This window comes from [Enterobacter] lignolyticus SCF1 (assembly GCF_000164865.1).
Classification (GTDB): domain Bacteria; phylum Pseudomonadota; class Gammaproteobacteria; order Enterobacterales; family Enterobacteriaceae; genus Enterobacter_B; species Enterobacter_B lignolyticus.
On the sequence record NC_014618.1, the window covers coordinates 4,019,911 to 4,039,102 of the forward strand.

At 47.2% G+C, this 19,192-nt stretch carries 16 protein-coding genes; 3 read left to right on the forward strand and 13 right to left on the reverse strand.

Annotated elements, in window-relative coordinates; genetic code table 11:
* The first annotated feature begins 15 nt into the window (after positions 1 to 15).
* Complete coding sequence (locus ENTCL_RS18655; protein WP_013367701.1) at positions 16 to 1,266, forward strand: capsule biosynthesis protein; 1,251 nt, start codon at positions 16 to 18, stop codon at positions 1,264 to 1,266.
* Positions 1,267 to 1,446: 180 nt separating this feature from the next.
* Here the strand turns inward: ENTCL_RS18655 and ENTCL_RS18660 are convergent, their stop codons facing one another.
* The 9 genes from ENTCL_RS18660 to serB all read right to left on the reverse strand — a co-directional run bounded on the left by ENTCL_RS18660 (position 1,447) and on the right by serB (position 12,998).
* Positions 1,447 to 2,631 (reverse strand): DUF6270 domain-containing protein, encoded by a 1,185-nt coding sequence (locus ENTCL_RS18660; protein ID WP_013367702.1) that lies wholly within the window; start codon positions 2,629 to 2,631, stop codon positions 1,447 to 1,449.
* A gap of 2 nt (positions 2,632 to 2,633) precedes the next feature.
* Positions 2,634 to 4,928, reverse strand: coding sequence for a bifunctional glycosyltransferase/CDP-glycerol:glycerophosphate glycerophosphotransferase (locus ENTCL_RS18665; protein WP_013367703.1), 2,295 nt, complete (start codon positions 4,926 to 4,928; stop codon positions 2,634 to 2,636).
* An 85-nt stretch (positions 4,929 to 5,013) separates the two neighbouring features.
* Positions 5,014 to 6,183, reverse strand: a complete 1,170-nt coding sequence (locus ENTCL_RS18670) for a DUF6270 domain-containing protein (RefSeq protein WP_013367704.1) — start codon at positions 6,181 to 6,183, stop codon at positions 5,014 to 5,016.
* A gap of 16 nt (positions 6,184 to 6,199) precedes the next feature.
* Positions 6,200 to 7,297 carry a Stealth CR1 domain-containing protein gene (locus tag ENTCL_RS18675; protein ID WP_013367705.1) on the reverse strand — a complete coding sequence of 366 codons (1,098 nt, stop codon included), beginning with the start codon at positions 7,295 to 7,297 and terminating at the stop codon, positions 6,200 to 6,202.
* Between the two features lie 62 nt (positions 7,298 to 7,359).
* Positions 7,360 to 8,022, reverse strand: a complete 663-nt coding sequence (locus ENTCL_RS18680) for an ABC transporter ATP-binding protein (protein ID WP_013367706.1) — start codon at positions 8,020 to 8,022, stop codon at positions 7,360 to 7,362.
* Positions 8,019 to 8,795: an ABC transporter permease gene (locus ENTCL_RS18685; protein ID WP_013367707.1), complete on the reverse strand. Its 777-nt coding sequence runs from the start codon at positions 8,793 to 8,795 to the stop codon at positions 8,019 to 8,021. Before ENTCL_RS18685 ends, ENTCL_RS18680 begins: the two co-directional genes overlap by 4 nt.
* A 591-nt stretch (positions 8,796 to 9,386) precedes the next feature.
* Positions 9,387 to 10,613, reverse strand: a complete 1,227-nt coding sequence (gene nadR / locus ENTCL_RS18690; protein WP_013367708.1) for a multifunctional transcriptional regulator/nicotinamide-nucleotide adenylyltransferase/ribosylnicotinamide kinase NadR — start codon at positions 10,611 to 10,613, stop codon at positions 9,387 to 9,389.
* An 18-nt stretch (positions 10,614 to 10,631) separates the two neighbouring features.
* A complete protein-coding gene (gene radA / locus ENTCL_RS18695; protein ID WP_013367709.1) occupies positions 10,632 to 12,017 on the reverse strand; it encodes a DNA repair protein RadA in 1,386 nt (461 codons plus the stop codon).
* 9 nt (positions 12,018 to 12,026) lie between these two features.
* On the reverse strand, positions 12,027 to 12,998 hold the full coding sequence (serB, locus tag ENTCL_RS18700; RefSeq protein ID WP_013367710.1) for a phosphoserine phosphatase: 972 nt from the start codon (positions 12,996 to 12,998) through the stop codon (positions 12,027 to 12,029).
* Positions 12,999 to 13,102: 104 nt separating this feature from the next.
* On the opposite strand from serB, the gene ENTCL_RS18705 reads away from it, so the two are divergent.
* Together ENTCL_RS18705 and lplA are read left to right on the forward strand one after the other, a co-directional pair.
* The gene (locus ENTCL_RS18705) at positions 13,103 to 13,747 is read left to right on the forward strand and encodes a YtjB family periplasmic protein (protein WP_013367711.1); all 645 of its coding nucleotides are present in this window, start codon (positions 13,103 to 13,105) and stop codon (positions 13,745 to 13,747) included.
* A gap of 36 nt (positions 13,748 to 13,783) precedes the next feature.
* On the forward strand, positions 13,784 to 14,800 hold the full coding sequence (gene lplA / locus ENTCL_RS18710; protein ID WP_013367712.1) for a lipoate--protein ligase: 1,017 nt from the start codon (positions 13,784 to 13,786) through the stop codon (positions 14,798 to 14,800).
* 83 nt (positions 14,801 to 14,883) lie between these two features.
* Here lplA and deoD read toward each other — a convergent pair whose 3' ends face one another.
* The 4 genes from deoD to deoC all read right to left on the reverse strand — a co-directional run bounded on the left by deoD (position 14,884) and on the right by deoC (position 19,182).
* Positions 14,884 to 15,606, reverse strand: coding sequence for a purine-nucleoside phosphorylase (deoD, locus tag ENTCL_RS18715; RefSeq protein ID WP_013367713.1), 723 nt, complete (start codon positions 15,604 to 15,606; stop codon positions 14,884 to 14,886).
* Between the two features lie 82 nt (positions 15,607 to 15,688).
* Positions 15,689 to 16,912: a phosphopentomutase gene (deoB, locus tag ENTCL_RS18720; protein WP_013367714.1), complete on the reverse strand. Its 1,224-nt coding sequence runs from the start codon at positions 16,910 to 16,912 to the stop codon at positions 15,689 to 15,691.
* A gap of 58 nt (positions 16,913 to 16,970) precedes the next feature.
* The gene (gene deoA / locus ENTCL_RS18725) at positions 16,971 to 18,293 is read right to left on the reverse strand and encodes a thymidine phosphorylase (RefSeq protein WP_013367715.1); all 1,323 of its coding nucleotides are present in this window, start codon (positions 18,291 to 18,293) and stop codon (positions 16,971 to 16,973) included.
* A gap of 109 nt (positions 18,294 to 18,402) precedes the next feature.
* Positions 18,403 to 19,182: a deoxyribose-phosphate aldolase gene (gene deoC / locus ENTCL_RS18730; RefSeq protein WP_013367716.1), complete on the reverse strand. Its 780-nt coding sequence runs from the start codon at positions 19,180 to 19,182 to the stop codon at positions 18,403 to 18,405.
* Between the last annotated feature and the right edge of the window lie 10 nt (positions 19,183 to 19,192).

The following is a 19,192-nucleotide window of genomic DNA, read 5'->3' on the forward strand; positions in this document are numbered from 1 at the left end:
TAAAGGTAACGTTGCATGGAAAGCAATGCATTAAAAACTTTACTTTGGGGAAAGCGGTATTTGCTATTGCAAGGTCCAATGGGCCCCTTTTTTAATGATATGGCCGAATGGTTTGAATCTCAGGATCGCGAGGCCAGAAACGTGGTCTTTAACGGAGGCGATCGTTTTTACTGTCGCAGCCGCAAGTACTATTCCTACCTGAAAACGCCAAAAGAGTTCCCACACTGGTTAAAAGAAACATGGAAAGACTATCCTTTCGATACTCTCATTTGCTTTGGCGACTGCCGGGTGTTGCACCAGGCCGCGAAACGCTGGGCGGCTTCGAAAAATATACGCTTTCTGGCCTTTGAAGAGGGATATCTGCGACCGCACTTTATTACCCTTGAGAGCGGCGGCGTAAACGCGTTCTCATCACTCCCTCGCGATCCCGAATTTTACCGCCATCTCCCTGAGCTACCGGAGCTGGAGGTGACAAGCCTGAAACCATCGACCAGGCTGCGTATCTGGCATGCGATGTGGTACTACTTTGTCAGCTGGTATCACCGGAAACAGTTCCCCCATTACCGTCATCATAAATCGTTTTCACCATGGTACGAGGCCCGCTGCTGGCTGCGTGCCGGCTGGCGTAAACAGTGGTACCGATTTAAAGAACGTCGCGTCATGGCACTGCTTAAAGGTAGCCTGAAGAAAAGGTACTTTCTGGCGATACTGCAGGTTTACAACGACAGCCAGATCCGTAACCACAGCGACTACAAAGATGTACGCAACTACATCAACGACGTGATGTACTCGTTTTCGAAAAAAGCGTCGCCCACCGATTTTCTGGTGTTCAAACATCACCCCATGGACCGCGGCCATCGCCTGTACGGACCATTAATTAAAAAACTGGGTAAAAAATACGGTGTCAGCAACCGCGTGATTTACGTACACGATCTCCCCATGCCGCACCTGCTTTCGCTCGCTAAGGCCGTGATAACCATTAACAGTACGGCGGGAATATCCGCTCTGATCCACAACAAGCCGTTGAAAGTAATGGGCAGAGCGCTGTATGACATCAAAGGGTTGACCTGGCAGGGGCATTTAAACCAGTTCTGGATGGCAGATTTCAAACCTGACAGGCAGCTATTTAACGTATTCCGCACTTATCTGCGGGTAAATACGCAGATAAATGCGGTGTTTTATGGCAGGAAGTCACCTGAACTAGAGCAATATCAGATTGAACATACACAAGATATCACCAAAGGAAAATGGTTCGTGCAGGGATAATAAGAGCATGTTTAATAATAACATCGAAAGTGTTTAGGAGCTACGCCTCTTCAGTATATTATGTTGACATCATTTAATACGCCATATCGTCGACACTCATATTAAAATCATATAGAAAGACAACTTATAGGCATTGCCACTAAGTTGTCTAAATTCATTACTGAGCTATAAGTAATTCAATCACAAACTGACACCAGCAAGCAGCAACCGCTTGGCTCTTGAGAGATAGAAAGACTTATTGAAATGGTATGGATGCACACCCCATTTATGGTTAGTATCACCAAAATTCAAATACCATGGAGTTTCCATAACAATGACATCACTATGGTTTTCCTTAATGTATGTAATCACCCGCTGATGGAAATTGTTATATCTTAATACATTATATTTTTGATCATCAAAGCGCTTAAACCCTTCATCACTATAATAGTACTCAGCCATTGGTGTATTGTTTATAACGATTTTCTTATAACTGATGTTTGACTTTATTATCTCAAGCAACCTTGAAATATTATCACATGTTTGTTTTATTTTCTCCTCAGAATCAAATTCAATCTGACTACAGTTGCTTTTTATCTTTTTATAAGAGTTTGTTTTAACAAAATTCCATGTTTTTGTAATATAAGACCCTCGATAGGATAAAAGGTCAAAACGTTCATCCATGATATCTATAATGCATAATGATTCTGGAGAAAGTGAATGAATAAAATCGATCAAGGTTGTTTTATCCAAATCAGCCTTAACGGCATACTGTAAAAATTTACTGTCGAGATTAATATCTAATTCATCATAGTAAAATGGTGCTGAAAACATGGATACAATTGAATTATTTGAAATATATTTTGAGATTGTGAAAAGAGATTTTTTATTGTATTTATCATGTGCGTCAAAAATATCTCTGGAACAACAACTACCATAAATAGATATTGGCAATGGTTTTATTCCGAAGCTATTCTTGACAAGCTTTGTCAGACTTCTGTCAGAGGCAATTACTTTTGCAACATTTGTTAAAAATGTTCTATCCAGAGCCAAGCCTATCTCAGAATTGCTTTCAGCAGGCTCAATAATCTCGATTTCAATTTTTTCAGGAAATACTCTTATAAACTCAAGCAAGCATGCCAAAGAGTCCGGTGTACAGATAGAGCCATTTTCTGAAATAGTATCTATAGTGATTTTTTTTACTTTGTCTATATTAATAAATAACTTAGCAAGTTCAATATTAAATAGATTATCACAAAAAAAAGCACTAACTTCTTTAAGATGAGACATCAGTTCATCTAAAGATAATTCGATGAATTTTTCATTTTTTACGTAATGGACGTCTCCAAATTTGCGTTTGGCAGAAAAAGCATAATGTTCAAACATTTCTATTCCTCAATAATTTCCATGATTCGCTGACAGTTCTTATCATCCCTATATTTGAAGTATTTACTGTATTGTTCCCTAAATTCTCTCCTTATCACACAACCAGATTGTATTAACCCGTCTATAGCACTTGAAAGACTATTAATATTTCTGCAGATTTCCCCTGGAAGATCGCGCTCTATATTAATTAATGGTCCCCCTCTTTGGGCAAAAAATCGCAATTCATCAAACCAATAAAATATCACTGGTTTTTTCTGATAAACCATATCGAAAGATGCAGATGAGAAATCAGTTATCATAATATCGGCATCGATTAATAGATTCTGAACATTAACATCATTCATGTTATAAATAGTATGCTCACATCTACTTTTCAGCGCATTAAGGTAACTACTCATTTTATGGTGGAGACATGCCTCAAGTTGAAAACCGGAAGCCTTCAATATATCTGCGATTGCTTTACTGTTAAGTATTTCAAATATTTTCTTATAATATTCCGTTTTAATAAAATCGACTTCATTCAAATTACTTAAATTTTCACGCCAGGTAAAAAATAACAGTATTTTCTTCTCAGCCTTCACTGGTGGTTTTTTGGGAAGTTTATCAAACCTTGACAAACCGGTTACAGCAACCCTAGATTTTTCAAAGGAAAAATTTTTACAAACAAGATCTTTTTCAAAATCAGAACTAACAATAAATTTATCTGGCAGTTCATCTCTGAGGTTCATAGAATTGCAATCGTAGTAACCCGCTGCCCGGCTGGTGGCAAATACTCCATGCTGCAAAAAATACTTTCTCTTATAGTTATGTTGAGAAGAAACATCTCTCCAGTGAAAAAAAACATCTCTCATGCTATCGCTAAAAATATAACTTCTCGAAGCATGAAAAATCATAAAATGCTTAAATGAACCATACTTCACTACATTTTTTCGACCATTAAGGTTTACCGCAGTTGAAGCATCCTTTTTTATTACATAATAATAATCGATTTCCTTTTTTGAGACCCAGTTATCTTGTATGAAGTTAAACAGGTGATAACTTGAATCATTTGCTGTATTTCCAAGTCGCTCACCAATAAGAGCAATATTTTTTCGTCTATATAGAAGTGAAGAGCAGGCACAGGCAAATTTATATTTTAACTGCCATGCACGTCTTGATAAAATCTTCTTTCCCCTCTTTAACTTTAAGGCAATAGAAGCCTGTCTTTTCATTTTCTCAGTAAGATATTTAAAATCCTTTGAGATATAATCATCATCAACAAGTTCCCCTTTCTTAAGGCAAGACTTATCATATTTTTGATTCATCACCCGATGTGCTTCAGAATAAAAACCATAAAAAATCAATAATAACGGTAACCGTCTAATTGGTGTAAATATTTTAATTTTATCCTTTCCGATCTCATCAACCAAAAACTTTCTAATGTCATGATATATTGACTTACAATAAATTATCTCATTATCAATAGAAAATTTTGACAATCGATAAAGTAAACTTCTTAATATAAACATTTTTGCATAATCAATTTGCTGCATAGGCAGATTGAACTGTTTAGTCAGTTCGTATACTTTAAGCAGATCTGAAAATACTTTCTCATTAACTAACTGTGTGCAAGAAGGATTATCTTCATCATCCCGCCCTCTGTATAAATAAGTGATCTCAGATGTTGACGATATGTGGTTAGCTCGATACATAGCAGCAATAACGAATATCCAATCCTCAGCTAATTTTATCCCGACAGGGAACTCAATATTATTGTCTAATATCAACTTCCGACTATACATCTTCCCCCATGGAGGAGAGCTATTCATTAAGATGGCACGGTGTGTGAACTTTACTTGGTTAAGAAAAGCGCAGGCAACTTCGGCATGAGGTTCAATATACCATGAGCGGCGGCCATTAAATGCTTTAGCGTGTGATATTATTACTTCAGAATGAGTTCGCTCAGCGGTATCCAGAAGAGACTTTAGAGCATCTGGTGGAAATAAATCGTCAGAATCAAGAAATACAACATAGCGTCCCTTAGCTATTTTTAATGCGTTATTTCTTGCAACGGACTGTCCTTGGTTTATTTGTTGTAGTAAAATTATATTTGAGTTTTTACGCATATATTCAATAATGATATCTACAGAACTATCCGGAGTACCATCATCAACGCAAATAATTTCAACGTAACACCTTCTATATCGCCTGCCTAAATTTTGAGATAAGACAGAATCAAGACACTCACGAATATAGCGCTCTACTTTATATACAGGAATAATAACTGTAATTATTGCTAATCCTTTATCGCTAGACATACTAATCCTATTACACAAAATTCATTCATAATTAAGCATTCAAAAGAACGATGGGTTAATAACGAACATCATCTATGATATAAAATCATACCAAGGAAGAGAATATTTGCCTCGCTCTACTTAAATAAAACGTTTTATTATAGTGATATGGATGCAACCCCCATAAGTGAGTACAATCCCCAAAGTTTAAGTATGGTGGCGTCGATATAAAATTAATAGATGAATGATTTACTTTTACATATTCAATCACGCGCGAAATAAAAATATTAAACGCATCAATAGAATAACATTCATTGCTAAATGGAATAAATGCAGAATCATTATTAAAATAATGTGTACACATTAATGTTTCATTAAAAAAAATTCTGTTGGAAGAAATCAATCCGCTCAGCACATTCAATAGCTTCGTAATATTTTTACATGTATTTTCATACTTCTCTTCGGAATCAAAATGCAATACACTATCGATGTTTAAATTCTTAAACAGTTCAGTTTTTTGCAAATTCCATGATTTTGTAAATTCCGACCCAGAACATCGGATGATATCAAATCGCTCATCCATTAAATCAATAACAAAAATAGAGTCAGGTGTCATGCTTTTTATTATATTGTTAACAATTACTTTGCTTAAATCGTCCCTTACACAAGACTCCAAAAATTTACTTTCAAGTTTAACAAAATTTTTATCATATAAAAATGGCGTAGCCAGAATAGTTGCAATACTAATATTAGTAGCATAATAAACGATATTAAATCTCGTGACCCTATTGGTATCCTGATATATTCTGAAGATATCTCTGGAATCACAACTACCATAGATTATAGTTTCAACTTGCTTTGACAAACTATTACTTCTTATTTTTTTCACTATCTTATTGTTGAATTCAATAATATCAGATATCTCACTTTTTCGTTTAGAAATATATGAATCTGCAACATCCAAGTTTTGTCCTTTAACTTCTACTTTTAAAAACTCTGGAAGAATAGATATAAAAACAGACAAGGAAGTAAAAAAATTATCAACAAGAATATTTGAAATAATATTCTCATCACCAGTCAGATCAATAATGAGTTTATCTACTTCGTTTATGAAACTGAAAAATCTCGCCATCTCGATGTTAATACCTACATCATCATAGGTGGCTTTATCCGAAGTTATATAGCTATAAAAAGACTCGAGAGATATATAAATAACATCATCTATTCTTTTTCCGATTAACATGTCATCTGTCGTAATTTGATATGTATAGCTCATCTATCCCTCTCAGACCTTAAATTTCAAAGTACTTGTTAAGTTCTTGTACCAACCTATTGTTGTATTCAGGTAATACATTCAGATTGTTAGCACTAAAATCATTAGCACATATAGAATGCGGCATAGTTTTTGTATTCATTGCATCATCCATTGATCTATAGAAACTTTTTGCATGTGCTGACCTTATATTAAAATAATAGCAAATATCTCTATTTGGATATGCATTCCCCATTGTATAGCTAACCCATGGAACTAAGAATGTAGCAAGATTCAAGTCATTGCTTTCACGAAATTTATTGCCAAGAAACAATTCAATTCTATCTCTAAAGTGACTCCACACATAATCGTAGCCACTTTTAGTTAGAGGAACATAGGTATGAACCAATGGGCTATCGACTTCCATACCAAGTTCTCTTAAAATATTTGATGAATTAAGTGATGCAGATAATGTTGGAGTGGAAACACCACCAGTTCTCATTTTCATCAAACTTTTTTTTGATAAGAAAAGTGAAGCAAGACCGTTACTTTTGAAAAAATGACTGGCCGGGAGTTCTCTCGAAACAAAAACGTCGTCATTAAAATATATAAACTGCTCAGATAGGTCAGGAATTAAGTGCAAATGGGCTTCAATTACGTGTGAGTTAAATGTTGGTAAAAATTTCCCATCAATAATATCTTTGTGATCTATGATTTTAATCTTATCAGTATTAAAACTCTGACTCCATTGCGGTTGCTGTGAGTCGGTGACAATAAAAATTTTCCTGACCCAAGGCATGTTTTTTAGAACACTTGATACTGAGTAATACAACTCGTTGTGGTTTTCGAATCTTGCGTGATCTATTTCATGGGATGGCTGTACATTATCTCTTAAACTAAATTTCTCCAGTCTTTTTACCCACATATCATCACGATCATCAACCCATGTATACACAACATCAATAGGAAATGTTGTGTTTATTATTTCTTCAAATTCAAGATCATGTTTTAAAAGGATGGCTTCCTCTTCTACAGGACATCTAATCTCATTCCTGATAATTGGCTTTCTCTTTAAAAAATAATCTCTAAGGAATATTTCCGGACTATTTAAAAACTTCTTTATCTTTTTAATAAACATAGTATATATCATCCACGACGATTTAAATAAAGAGACCAACAACTGTATTTCAAAAGTTATATTTACTCATGCAGTGAGTTATACTCGCGTATCGCTTCACTGATGTCGTCATATATTTTATAACTCTCAGTGGTGAATAATACACAAGCAAGATCGCAATATTCTTTTAGTGAATTCAAATTATGTGATACCATTAAGAAGCTAGATTCTTGCCTACGTTCATTAAATGCATTAAGGCATTTTTTCCTAAATCTTGCATCACCTACAGCAGTTACCTCATCAACCAAATAGTACTCAAACTTGAATGCCATACTTAAACCAAAAGCAAGTCTAGACCTCATCCCTGATGAATAAGTTTTGATTGGCATATCAAAGTATTTACCTAGCTCTGCAAAATCCTCAACAAATGATATTTTTTCCACCAATTCATTTTCTTTAGAATAGAGTCGAGAGACAAACTTCACGTTTTCACGCCCCGTTAAGCTTCCCTGAAATCCACCAGCAAGCCCAACAGGCCAGGATATCGTATTATTTGTCACAACTTTCCCATAATCAGGTCTATCTATCCCCCCAATCATACGAAGTAATGTCGACTTTCCCGCACCGTTTCGCCCTATCAAACCAATACTTTTCCCTTCAGGAAATATAATATTCATATCTTTGAAGACGTAATGCCTACCTTTGGATGTAAGATACGACTTTGTCAGGTTCTCAATACTAATCATGAAGTCAACATCGCCTCTTCGCGAGCTAAATAACATAACATTCCAATGAAAAATAGCACCAAGGAAATAAATGCAAGATATCCTAAATCAGCACCACCACTGCTATATCCTTCAACAACGGCTTCACGGCTCAACTCTACTATATGTATAATAGGGTTCCACAAAAGGTATGGCCAATAGTCCTTTGGTATTGCGTGTAAAGGAAACATAATGCAAGAAATAAAATAAAAAGGTTTTATTATGATTGGAAGAAACTTCTCGGTTTCAGGAAAAGCATTGCCAATTACCATAAAGATCATGCCTACACCGCAGGAAAATACAACGAGAAAAAACCATACTATTGCAAGTAAAAGGATATGTGAGAAAGTGAACTTATCACCTAAAACCCCAATGATTGACATTAGAGTCAGATATACAAATATATAAATTATGGACTCCAGGAATGCCCTTGCAAAAATAGTATCAATGGGTTTAACCGGCCTGTAGTTAAATAACCCCTGATTAGCCTCTATTGCCGAGATGGAACGATTAGCTATATCATTGAAAATAAAATAAGGAATAATCCCATTAATCAAAAAAACAGGATAAGAAATATCCGGCATCGTCCGATGCATAACATAGCCAAATATTCCAATCATCACCATCAAATGCGCAGCAGGCTCCAGTACCGCCCACAGATACCCCAGACGATACTTGCCAAAGCGGGTTTTAATTTCCCTCATGAATAACGCTTTAATGACAGCCCGCTGTACCTCAATACCACTTCTCGCCATTCTGCACCTGCATATTTTAAGTTTTGCAACGCTACCGCCCCTGGCCTACAGCTACCAGAGCGCCAACACGCAGTATTCATTCCCTGAATAATCGGCAGTTAGCCCAATCAATATTAATTGAGCAAATGCAAATCACATGCTATATTCCGCATGTAAATATATTTTTCGCATCGATGAATATTAATTGGAACTCATTTTTAATATATATCATCCCTGCCGCATTCAGGTCTGTAAATCTAATATCTAAAAATGAGATTTTCTACGTCTTAATATTTATTTAAATTTAAATGATGATTTAGGATTTCTTATGAATGGGGAAATATCTTTGGTTATTAATAAGATAGAATGGAGAGAACATCATAAGCGTCGTGACAAAAAACATTTTGATAATGCCCGGTTTTGAAACGTATATTCACCTTGATAATATATAGAGGATTCAGAGAAAGCATATCAATACAAGGATATAATATATATCTTTCTGAAAATAATCATATCTGATAATAAACGCTTATTTGATCACAATATTGAAAGCGCTTTTGTAAAATATGGTATTAAACATCAGGCAGGACGGGAAAGAGGCAATAGGCGCCATCAGGCGCCCATCAGTTGCTTCACCAGGTCCACGCAGCGCAAAAACCGTCCGTCGTAGTCCGGTTCTTCCACGCGTACGAACTCCACGTTGTTCTCTTTGAGCATGGCGACCAGCATGTCCTGAAACGCCTTGCGGTCAACCGAGCTGCCCAGGCTGCGCAGCCCATCGGAAACCCAGGGAGTGTTGTTTTCCAGCAGAATCACCAGGTCGAAGCGGTATTCGTCGATCAGCGCCTGTACAAAGGGATGTTCACGGCCCTCATATTTTTTACAGAACGCCTGAGTGGTCACGAAATCGGTATCGATAAACGCCACTTTATTGGCGTATTTCACCGCGAAATCAATGTACTGAGCATGGCCAAGCGCAATTTTGTCGTAATCGGAATACTGTAACGCCATCTCATCGCCGCCAAGGTGCGAGAAAACGTAATCGCGGCCATATTCCCAGGCGCTGGTAGTATTGAAGATGTTGGCCAGCTTGTTGACCAGCGTCGATTTCCCGCTCGACTCGCCGCCGAGAATCGCCACCGTGCGCACAAAGAACGGCTTCACCTCGGTGGGAATGTAATCCCAGTAGCGAAACGGGTTCTCACGGATCTGCGCGCCGCTGATGTTCATAAACGTGCGCTTGGGATCAATCAGCACCGTTTCGGTTCCCAGATGCTGGCGGAACTGCGGCGCATCGGTCTCTTCGGAGGTGTAAATCCAGTTCGGCTGGATCCCTTTTTGCTCCATAAAGGCCTTAACGCCGTTGCCCCATACGTCCCAGCCGTAGGGATACGGTTCCATACCCTCTTCATTAAAGGCATGAATATGGATATTTTTCTGATACTTAAATGTCTGTAGCAGCCATCTCAGGCGATCCGGCACCGTCGGCTGCTGGGACATCGCGCTGTCTTCGAACAGCTCGCGGTCGCGGGTGTTGTCATAACCCATGATGATGTGCAGCTCGTCAACCTGGCTGCAGGCGCGCTGAATAAGGTAAATGTGCCCGGTATGCAGCGGGTAAAACTTACCGAATACGACGCCGACATTTTTCTGCTGGCGGGGAAACTCCAGCCCCAGAAAACGGTGCAGCGCTTCCAGCTTCTGCGCGCTGGGGCTTTTGATTTTGGCATTGAGCAGCTGGCTTAAATAGCCCTTTGTCATGCCGCTGGCGTCGGCCACCTGCTGTAATGTGCAGCCCTTCTGCTTAATGGCGCTTTTCAGATAATCGAATGACGACATAGATAACCTCCGTATCACTCAGTATAAGTCGTCAAATACGCTTAGCGCGTCAGAAAGTTTTTTAACTCCAAAGACCTGCATCCCTTCAGGGACCTTTTTCGGTACGTTCGCCGAAGGGACGATGGCGCGACGAAAACCGTGTTTCGCCGCCTCAGAGATACGTTCCTGGCCGCTGGGCACCGGACGGATCTCCCCCGCCAGTCCCACTTCGCCGAAGACTACCAGATCCTGCGGCAGCGGCCTGTCACGCAGGCTTGAAACCATCGCCAGCAGCAGCGCCAGGTCGGCGCTGGTCTCGGTGACCTTTACGCCGCCGACGACGTTAACAAACACGTCCTGGTCCGCCATCTGCAGCCCGCCGTGACGGTGCAGCACCGCCAGCAAAATCGCCAGACGGTTTTGCTCAAGACCGACGGCCACCCGGCGAGGGTTCGCCATCATTGACTGGTCCACCAGCGCCTGGATCTCTACCAGCAGCGGCCGCGTACCTTCCCATACCACCATCACCGAGCTGCCGGAGGTTACTTCATCGCCGCGGCTTAAGAAAATGGCCGACGGGTTGCTGACTTCGCGCAGCCCCTGTTCGGTCATGGCGAACACGCCCAGCTCGTTCACCGCGCCGAAGCGGTTTTTATGGCTGCGCAGCGTACGGAAGCGGGAATCGGCATCGCCATCGAGCAGCACGGAGCAGTCAATACAGTGTTCCAGCACCTTCGGACCGGCCAGCGAGCCGTCTTTGGTGACGTGGCCGACCATCACAATGGCGACCCCGCGGGTTTTCGCAAAGCGCGTCAGGTACGCCGCCGTCTCGCGAACCTGGGCCACGCTGCCCGGCGACGACTGAATGTCGGCCATGTGCATCACCTGGATGGAGTCGATCACCATCAGCCTCGGCTGCTCCTCTTCGGCAATCAGGCAGATTTGCTCGATGCTGGTTTCCGACAGCATATTGAGGTTGCCGGTCGGCAGCCCCAGGCGGTGCGCGCGCATGGCGACCTGCTGTAGGGACTCTTCCCCGGTGACGTAGAGGGTTTTCATCTGTTCGGCAAGCTTGCACAGCGTTTGCAGCAGCAGCGTGGATTTCCCCGCGCCGGGGTTGCCGCCGATAAGGATCGCGCTGCCCGGCACAACGCCGCCGCCGAGCACCCGGTCAAACTCTTTAAACCCGGTGGAAAAGCGCGGCAGCTCCTCAAGGCTGATGTCGGAGAGCTTCTGAACTTTGGAGACGCCCGCGCTGCCGGCATAGCCGCTCAGACGCTCATTGCGCGCCACCGTCGGCGACGCCGCAATGCGCATTTCGGTAATCGTGTTCCAGGCATGGCAGGCGCTGCACTGCCCCTGCCAGCGCGGGTAGTCCGCGCCGCACTCGTTACAGACAAAGGCGCGTTTGGGTGCTTTCGCCACGGTGACCTCTTACTTTTGATTCAGGCTGCCGGAGAGGATGCAGAACACCCCCATCAGGTCAGCGTGACGGATGGTAACTTCCGTCTGTTCATTCACTTTCGGTTTGGCATGGTAGGCGATACCGAGACCAGCCGCCTTGATCATCGGCAGATCGTTTGCCCCATCGCCGATCGCCACCGTCTGCGCGGCGGGGATTTCAAACTCTTCCGCCAGGCGCTTCAGGGTGTTGGCCTTATATTTGGCATCGACGATGTCGCCAACGACGTTGCCGGTCAGCTTACCGTCCAGAATTTCCAGCTCATTGGCGACCACGGCGGTTAAACGCAGCTTGTCGCGCAGGTACTCGGCGAAGAAGGTAAAGCCGCCGGAGGCGATGGCCACCTTCCAGCCCAGCGTCTCCAGCTTCAGCACCAGCTGCGTCAGGCCAGGCATCAGCGGCAGGCTGTCGCGAACCTGGCGCAGGATATTGGCATCCGCCCCTTTCAGCGTACCGACGCGCTGGCGCAGGCTGGCGGTAAAATCCAGCTCGCCGCGCATGGCGCGCTCGGTGACTTCCGCCACCATTTCGCCGGTCCCCGCCAGTTTGGCGATTTCATCAATGCACTCGATCTGAATGGCGGTTGAGTCCATATCCATCACCAGCAGCCCCGGGCTCTTCAGGTGCGGAATTTTCCCCAACGGCGCAACGTCCAGCCCGCTTTCATGCGCAAGCCGCGTCGCGCGGGCCGTTAACGACCCCGCCAGGCGGATCACCTGATAATCTTCGGCATACCATGCCGCGACGATAACCATTGCCGCGCCCAGCTTGTGCTGATAATCCGTCAGGCGTTGTTTATCCAGATGACGACCATACAGCAGCCATCCGCTGCGTCCGGCGTGATAATCCAGCGGCATAACTTCATCACCACTTAGCGAAAGCGGCAACCCTGGCCACAAGGAGACATCGTCGGGCAGGTCGCACCAGGTCAAACTGTTCGGCATTACAGCTCCAGTAATCTTCATTTACGGCAGGAAAATAACGCATGAGGCTACCTTGTAACCCGCGCTTCTGGCAACATTAAGCTGCAAATTTTCGAAGGTGGAATATGGTTCGCGCAAAACTGAAATTCCGGCTGCATCGCGCCGCGATTGTCCTTACCTGTCTGGCCCTGCTGGTCGCGCTGATGCAGGGGGTCTCCTGGTTCAGCCAGAGCCACCAGCGGCAGCGAAATCCGCAGATGGAAGATCTGGCCCGCATGCTGGCGCATCAGGTCACGCTTAACCTCGCCCCTATGATGCGCGGCGAAACCCCGGATGAAAAGCGAATCACCCCGCTGTTAAAGCAATTAACCGACAGCAGCCGCATTCTTGACGCCAGCGTCTACAACGAGCAGGGCGATTTAGTGGCGCACGCCGGGGAAAGCGTAGACGTCCGCGATCGCCTGGCGCTCGACGGCAAAAAGGCAGGCGGCTATTTCAACCAGCAGCTGGTTGAGCCGATTCAGGGCAAAAACGAGCCGCTTGGCTATCTGCGCCTGACGCTCGATACCCACACCCTGCCGACGGAAGCCAAACAGGTGGACAACACCACCAACATTCTACGGCTGATGCTGCTGCTTGCGCTGGCGATCGGCGTGGTCCTGACCCGCACCCTGCTGCAGGGTAAACGCACCCGCTGGCAGCAATCGCCCTACCTGCTGACCGCCAACAAGCCGTTGCCGGAAGACGACGAGAGCGAGAAGAAAGAATAGTCATTCATCCAGTGTAATAAAGAAAGGAAATCTGTCATGTCGACGCTGCGCCTGCTTATCTCGGACTCCTGGGACCCCTGGTTCAACCTGGCGGTCGAAGAGTGTATTTTTCGCCAGATGCCGGCCACTCAGCGCGTGCTGTTCTTATGGCGCAATGCCGATACCGTGGTAATTGGCCGGGCGCAGAACCCGTGGAAAGAGTGCAACACCCGGCGGATGGAAGAGGACAACGTACGCCTGGCGCGCCGCAGCAGCGGCGGCGGCGCGGTGTTTCACGATCTCGGCAATACCTGTTTTACCTTTATGGCGGGCAAGCCGGAATATGACAAAACGGTCTCCACGGCGATCGTGCTGAACGCGCTCGCGTCGCTCGGCGTTACGGCGCAGGCCTCCGGGCGCAACGACCTGGTGGTCGACACCGCGCAAGGCGGCCGTAAAGTTTCTGGCTCTGCCTACCGTGAAACCAAAGATCGGGGTTTTCATCACGGCACGCTGCTGCTCAATGCCGATCTCAGCCGTCTGGCTAACTACCTCAATCCCGACCCCAAAAAGCTGCAGGCCAAAGGTATTACCTCCGTACGCGGCCGGGTGGCGAACCTTGTCGAGCTGCTGCCGGGCATCACCCATGAGCAGGTCTGCTCCGCCATTCGCGAGGCGTTCTTTGCCCATTATGGCGAACGGGTGGATGCGGAAGTGATTTCGCCGGACAAAGCGCCGGACCTGCCGAACTTTGCCGAAACCTTTGCCCGCCAGAGCAGCTGGGAGTGGAATTTTGGCCAGGCGCCCGCCTTCTCCCATCTGCTGGACGAGCGTTTTAGCTGGGGCGGCGTCGAGCTGCATTTTGACGTTGAGAAAGGGCATATCACCCGTGCGCAGGTCTTTACCGACAGCCTGAACCCGGCGCCGCTGGAAGCGCTGGCGCAGCGTTTGCAGGGCTGTTTGTATCGCGCGGATATGCTGCAGCAGGCGTGTGATGCGTTGTCAAAAGATTTCCCGGAACAGGAAAAAGAGCTGCGGGAACTGTCGGCGTGGATGGCCCGCGCAGTGCGCTGATAAAAAGCCGGATGGCGGCTGCCTTATCCGGCCTACGGAACAGGTAGGCCCGGTAAGCGTAGCGCCACCGGGCACAACAGCGTTTACTCTTTATCGCCCAGCAGAACGGATTCCAGCGCGATTTTAATCATGTCATTGAAGGTGGTCTGACGCTCAGCGGCAGACGTCTGCTCGTGCGTACGGATGTGGTCAGATACGGTGCAGATGGTCAGGGCTTTCGCGCCAAACTCAGCCGCCACGCCGTAGATGCCCGCCGCTTCCATTTCCACGCCCAGGATGCCGTATTTTTCCATCACGTCGAACATTTCACCGCCGTCCGGCGCATAGAACAGGTCGGCAGAGAAGAGGTTGCCCACGCGCGCGTCAACGCCCAGCGCTTTCGCAGCGTCCACCGCGTTACGCACCATGCCAAAGTCGGCAATGGCCGCAAAGTCATGATCTTTAAAACGCAGACGGTTCACTTTGGAATCGGTGCACGCGCCCATACCGATAACCACGTCACGCAGCTTAACGTCCATGCGAACAGCGCCGCAGGAACCCACGCGAATGATTTTCTTAACGCCGAAGTCAGTGATCAGCTCTTTGGTGTAGATAGAGCAGGACGGGATCCCCATACCATGACCCATGACGGAGATTTTGCGGCCTTTGTAGGTACCGGTGAAGCCCAGCATGCCGCGAACGTTGTTCACTTCACGCACGTCTTCGAGGAAAGTTTCTGCAATGTGCTTCGCACGCAGCGGGTCGCCCGGCATCAAAACTACGTCTGCGAAATCGCCCATTTCTGCGTTAATGTGAGGAGTTGCCATCTTCAGTTCCTTTTTATTTAATTTCTCCCTCTCCCTGTGGGAGAGGGTCGGGGTGAGGGCATCAGACCGCACCCAACATGATTCAGAACATGGCCTTGCCATATTCCATGTCGGACGTACCAAAGTATTTCGCCAGCGTCTGGCCGATATCCGCGAAGGTTTCGCGATGGCCGAGCGAGCCCGGTTTTACTTTCGGGCCGTACACCAGCACCGGAATGTGCTCACGGGTGTGGTCGGTACCGCTCCAGGTCGGGTCGCAGCCGTGATCGGCGGTGAGGATCAGGATGTCATCCTCCCCTACCTGCGCCATCAGCTCCGGCAGACGGCGGTCAAACAGCTCCAGGCCTGCCGCATAGCCCGCCACATCGCGACGGTGGCCCCAGGAGGAGTCGAAGTCGACAAAGTTGGTGAACACAATGGTCTTATCGCCAGCGTCTTTCATCTCTTTGATGGTGGCGTCAAACAGCGCGTCCAGACCGGTGGCTTTCACTTTTTTGGTGATGCCGCAGTTAGCGTAGATATCCGCGATTTTACCCACGGAGACCACGTGGCCGTCTTTCTCGTCAACCAGCTTCTGCAGTACGGTCGGCGCCGGCGGCTCAACGGCCAGGTCGTGGCGGTTGCCGGTACGCTGGAAGTTGCCCGCTTTGTCGCCGATGAACGGACGCGCGATCACGCGGCCGATGTTGTAACCGCCTTCGGTCAGCTCTTCACGGGCTATCTCGCACAGCTCATACAGGCGATCCAGGCCAAAGGTCTCTTCATGGCAGGCAATCTGGAACACGGAGTCAGCAGAGGTATAGAAAATCGGCTTGCCGGTTTTCATATGCTCTTCGCCGAGCTGGTCCAGAATCACGGTGCCGGAAGAGTGGCAGTTGCCGAGGTAGCCCGGCAGGTTAGCGCGCTTAACCAGCTTATCCAACAGTTCCTGCGGGAAGCTGTTGTCGTGATCGGAGAAGTAGCCCCAGTCGAACAGTACCGGCACGCCGGCGATTTCCCAGTGGCCTGACGGGGTGTCTTTACCGGAAGAGAGCTCATGCGCCCAGCCGTATGCGCCCACCACTTCGGCGTTAGCGTCCATACCGGCTGCGATGTTACCGGTAGAACCCTGATGCGCTTTCACCAGGCCCAGACGGGTCAGGTTAGGCAGATTCAGCGGGCCTTTACGGCCATTGTCCGCTTCGCCTTTTGCACAGGCTTCAGCAATGTGGCCCATGGTATCAGCGCCGACGTCGCCAAAGCGCGCCGCATCTTCTGTCGCGCCGATGCCGAAGGAGTCCAGCACCATAATAAATGCACGTTTCATATATTCTCTATTCTCCGTACTTAGTGCTTCATAAAAATTCGATCAGATCAGTATACCGCTATTCGGTGATACGGCGATAGACCGAAGGCAAGCTTTCCGGCGCTTTATCGTCAAGCTTAATGGCCGCTTTGACCGCCTTCGCCGCTTCCTGCCAGCTGTTTTCGTCTTTGGCGTGGATAACCGCCAGCGGACGCTGTCCGTCAACGCTGTCGCCCAGACGCGCCATCCCGGTAAAGCCGACGCTGTAATCGATAGTATCGGAGGCCTGGCGACGACCACCGCCCATAGAGACGACCGCCATGCCGAGCGCGCGGGTATCCATGGCGCTGACAAAACCTTCGGTATCCGCATAGACCGCCTTGCTCAGCATCGCCGTCGGCAGGTATTTCGCGTAATTTTCCACGAAATCGGTCGGTCCTTTCTGCGCCGCCACCATGCGGCCAAAGATTTCCGCCGCTTTGCCGTTATCCAGCACCGCCTGCAGTTTGGCGCGGGCTTCGCTATCGTCTTTGGCAAGCTTGCCGGAGATAAGCATCTCCACGCACAGCGCCATAGTGACGTCGAACAGGCGCGGGTTGCGGTACTCGCCGGTCAGGAACTGCACCGCTTCGCGCACTTCGACGGCGTTGCCTGCACTGGAGGCCAGCACCTGGTTCATGTCGGTCAGCAGCGCGGTAGTGCGCACGCCGGCCCCGTTGGAGACGCCAACGATGGCCTCGGCAAGCGCTGCAGAAAGCTCGTAGGTCGGCATAAAGGCGCCGCTGCCTACCTTCACGTCCATCACCAGCGCATCCAGCCCTTCCGCCAGCTTTTTCGCCAGAATCGAGGCGGTGATCAGCGGAATGGAGTCGACGGTCGCGGTGATATCGCGAGTGGCGTAAAAACGTTTGTCCGCCGGGGCAAGCGAGCTGGTCTGGCCGATAATCGCCACGCCCACGTCTTTAATAATGTCGCGGAAGCGGTTGTCGTCCGGGAAGATATCGAAGCCCGGAATGGCTTCCAGTTTGTCGAGCGTGCCGCCGGTATGACCGAGGCCGCGCCCTGAAATCATTGGGATATAGCCGCCGCAGGCAGCGACCATTGGCCCCAGCATCAGCGACGTAACGTCGCCCACGCCACCGGTGGAGTGCTTATCCACGATCGGGCCGTTGAGGTTAAGGCTTTTCCAGTCCAGAACGGTTCCTGAATCCCGCATCGCCATGGTCAGCGATACGCGTTCCGGCATCGTCATATCGTGGAAGAAAATGGTCATCGCCAGGGCGGCAATCTGCCCTTCAGAGATGGTGTTGTCGCGGATCCCGTTAATAAAGAAGCGGATCTCTTCGTCGCTTAATGCGTGACCATCACGTTTTTTACGAATAATTTCTTGTGCGAGAAACAAGGTAACCTCCATGCGGAATCGGGGGAAATGTGGCGGGTGGCGCTACGCTGACCCGCCCTACGATCCTGTAGGCCGGATAAGCGAAGCGTCATCCGGCATTGTCTGGCAATCAGTAGCTGCTGGCGCTCTTGCCGTCGCCGTGACCCAGCGCTTTCAGCAGGCTTGCCAGCAGGCTGGAAGCGCCAAAGCGGTAGTGGCGTGAATCCGCCCAGTCGGCGCCGAACAGGTCGTCGGCAATCGCCAGGAATTTCTGCGCATCTTCCGCCGTACGCACGCCGCCTGCCGGTTTGAAGCCGACGGTTTTCTCCACGCCCATATCGCGAATCACTTCCATCATGATGCGCGCGCTTTCCGGGGTCGCGTTAACCGGCACTTTACCGGTAGAGGTCTTGATGAAATCCGCACCGGCTTTGATGGAAATTTCAGACGCTTTACGAATCAGCCGCTCTTCTTTCAGCTCGCCGGTTTCGATAATGACTTTCAGCAGCACGTTTGCCGCAGCGCAGGCGTCTTTGCAGGCCTTCACCAGTTCAAAACCCACCGTCTCGTTACCGGCGATCAGCGCGCGGTACGGGAACACGACGTCCACTTCATCGGCGCCGTAAGCAATCGCGGCACGGGTTTCCGCCAGCGCGATATCGATATCGTCGTTACCGTGCGGGAAGTTGGTGACGGTCGCAATGCGGATGTCCGGCGTGCCCTGTGCGTTCAGCGTTTTACGTGCGATCGGAATAAAACGCGGATAAATACAGATAGCGGCAGTGTTGCCTACCGGGGTTTTCGCCTGATGACACAGCGCGATCACTTTCTCATTCGTGTCGTCGTCATTCAGGGTGGTCAGGTCCATCAGTTTTAACGCACGCAGGCTGCTTGCAGTCAAATCAGTCATGTTATCTCCG

Bases quoted from the DNA above. Each gene is read 5' to 3' on its own strand.
- ENTCL_RS18680 (WP_013367706.1), bottom strand. From the start codon at position 8,022: ATGATTAGTATTGAGAACCTGACAAAGTCGTATCTTACATCCAAAGGT.
- deoC (WP_013367716.1), bottom strand. From the start codon at position 19,182: ATGACTGATTTGACTGCAAGCAGCCTGCGTGCGTTAAAACTGATGGAC.
- nadR (WP_013367708.1), bottom strand. From the start codon at position 10,613: ATGTCGTCATTCGATTATCTGAAAAGCGCCATTAAGCAGAAGGGCTGC.
- ENTCL_RS18665 (WP_013367703.1), bottom strand. From the start codon at position 4,928: ATGTCTAGCGATAAAGGATTAGCAATAATTACAGTTATTATTCCTGTA.
- ENTCL_RS18705 (WP_013367711.1), top strand. From the start codon at position 13,103: ATGGTTCGCGCAAAACTGAAATTCCGGCTGCATCGCGCCGCGATTGTC.
- ENTCL_RS18660 (WP_013367702.1), bottom strand. From the start codon at position 2,631: ATGTTTGAACATTATGCTTTTTCTGCCAAACGCAAATTTGGAGACGTC.
- serB (WP_013367710.1), bottom strand. From the start codon at position 12,998: ATGCCGAACAGTTTGACCTGGTGCGACCTGCCCGACGATGTCTCCTTG.
- ENTCL_RS18655 (WP_013367701.1), top strand. From the start codon at position 16: ATGGAAAGCAATGCATTAAAAACTTTACTTTGGGGAAAGCGGTATTTG.
- ENTCL_RS18675 (WP_013367705.1), bottom strand. From the start codon at position 7,297: ATGTTTATTAAAAAGATAAAGAAGTTTTTAAATAGTCCGGAAATATTC.
- deoB (WP_013367714.1), bottom strand. From the start codon at position 16,912: ATGAAACGTGCATTTATTATGGTGCTGGACTCCTTCGGCATCGGCGCG.
- deoD (WP_013367713.1), bottom strand. From the start codon at position 15,606: ATGGCAACTCCTCACATTAACGCAGAAATGGGCGATTTCGCAGACGTA.
- lplA (WP_013367712.1), top strand. From the start codon at position 13,784: ATGTCGACGCTGCGCCTGCTTATCTCGGACTCCTGGGACCCCTGGTTC.
- ENTCL_RS18670 (WP_013367704.1), bottom strand. From the start codon at position 6,183: ATGAGCTATACATATCAAATTACGACAGATGACATGTTAATCGGAAAA.
- ENTCL_RS18685 (WP_013367707.1), bottom strand. From the start codon at position 8,795: ATGGCGAGAAGTGGTATTGAGGTACAGCGGGCTGTCATTAAAGCGTTA.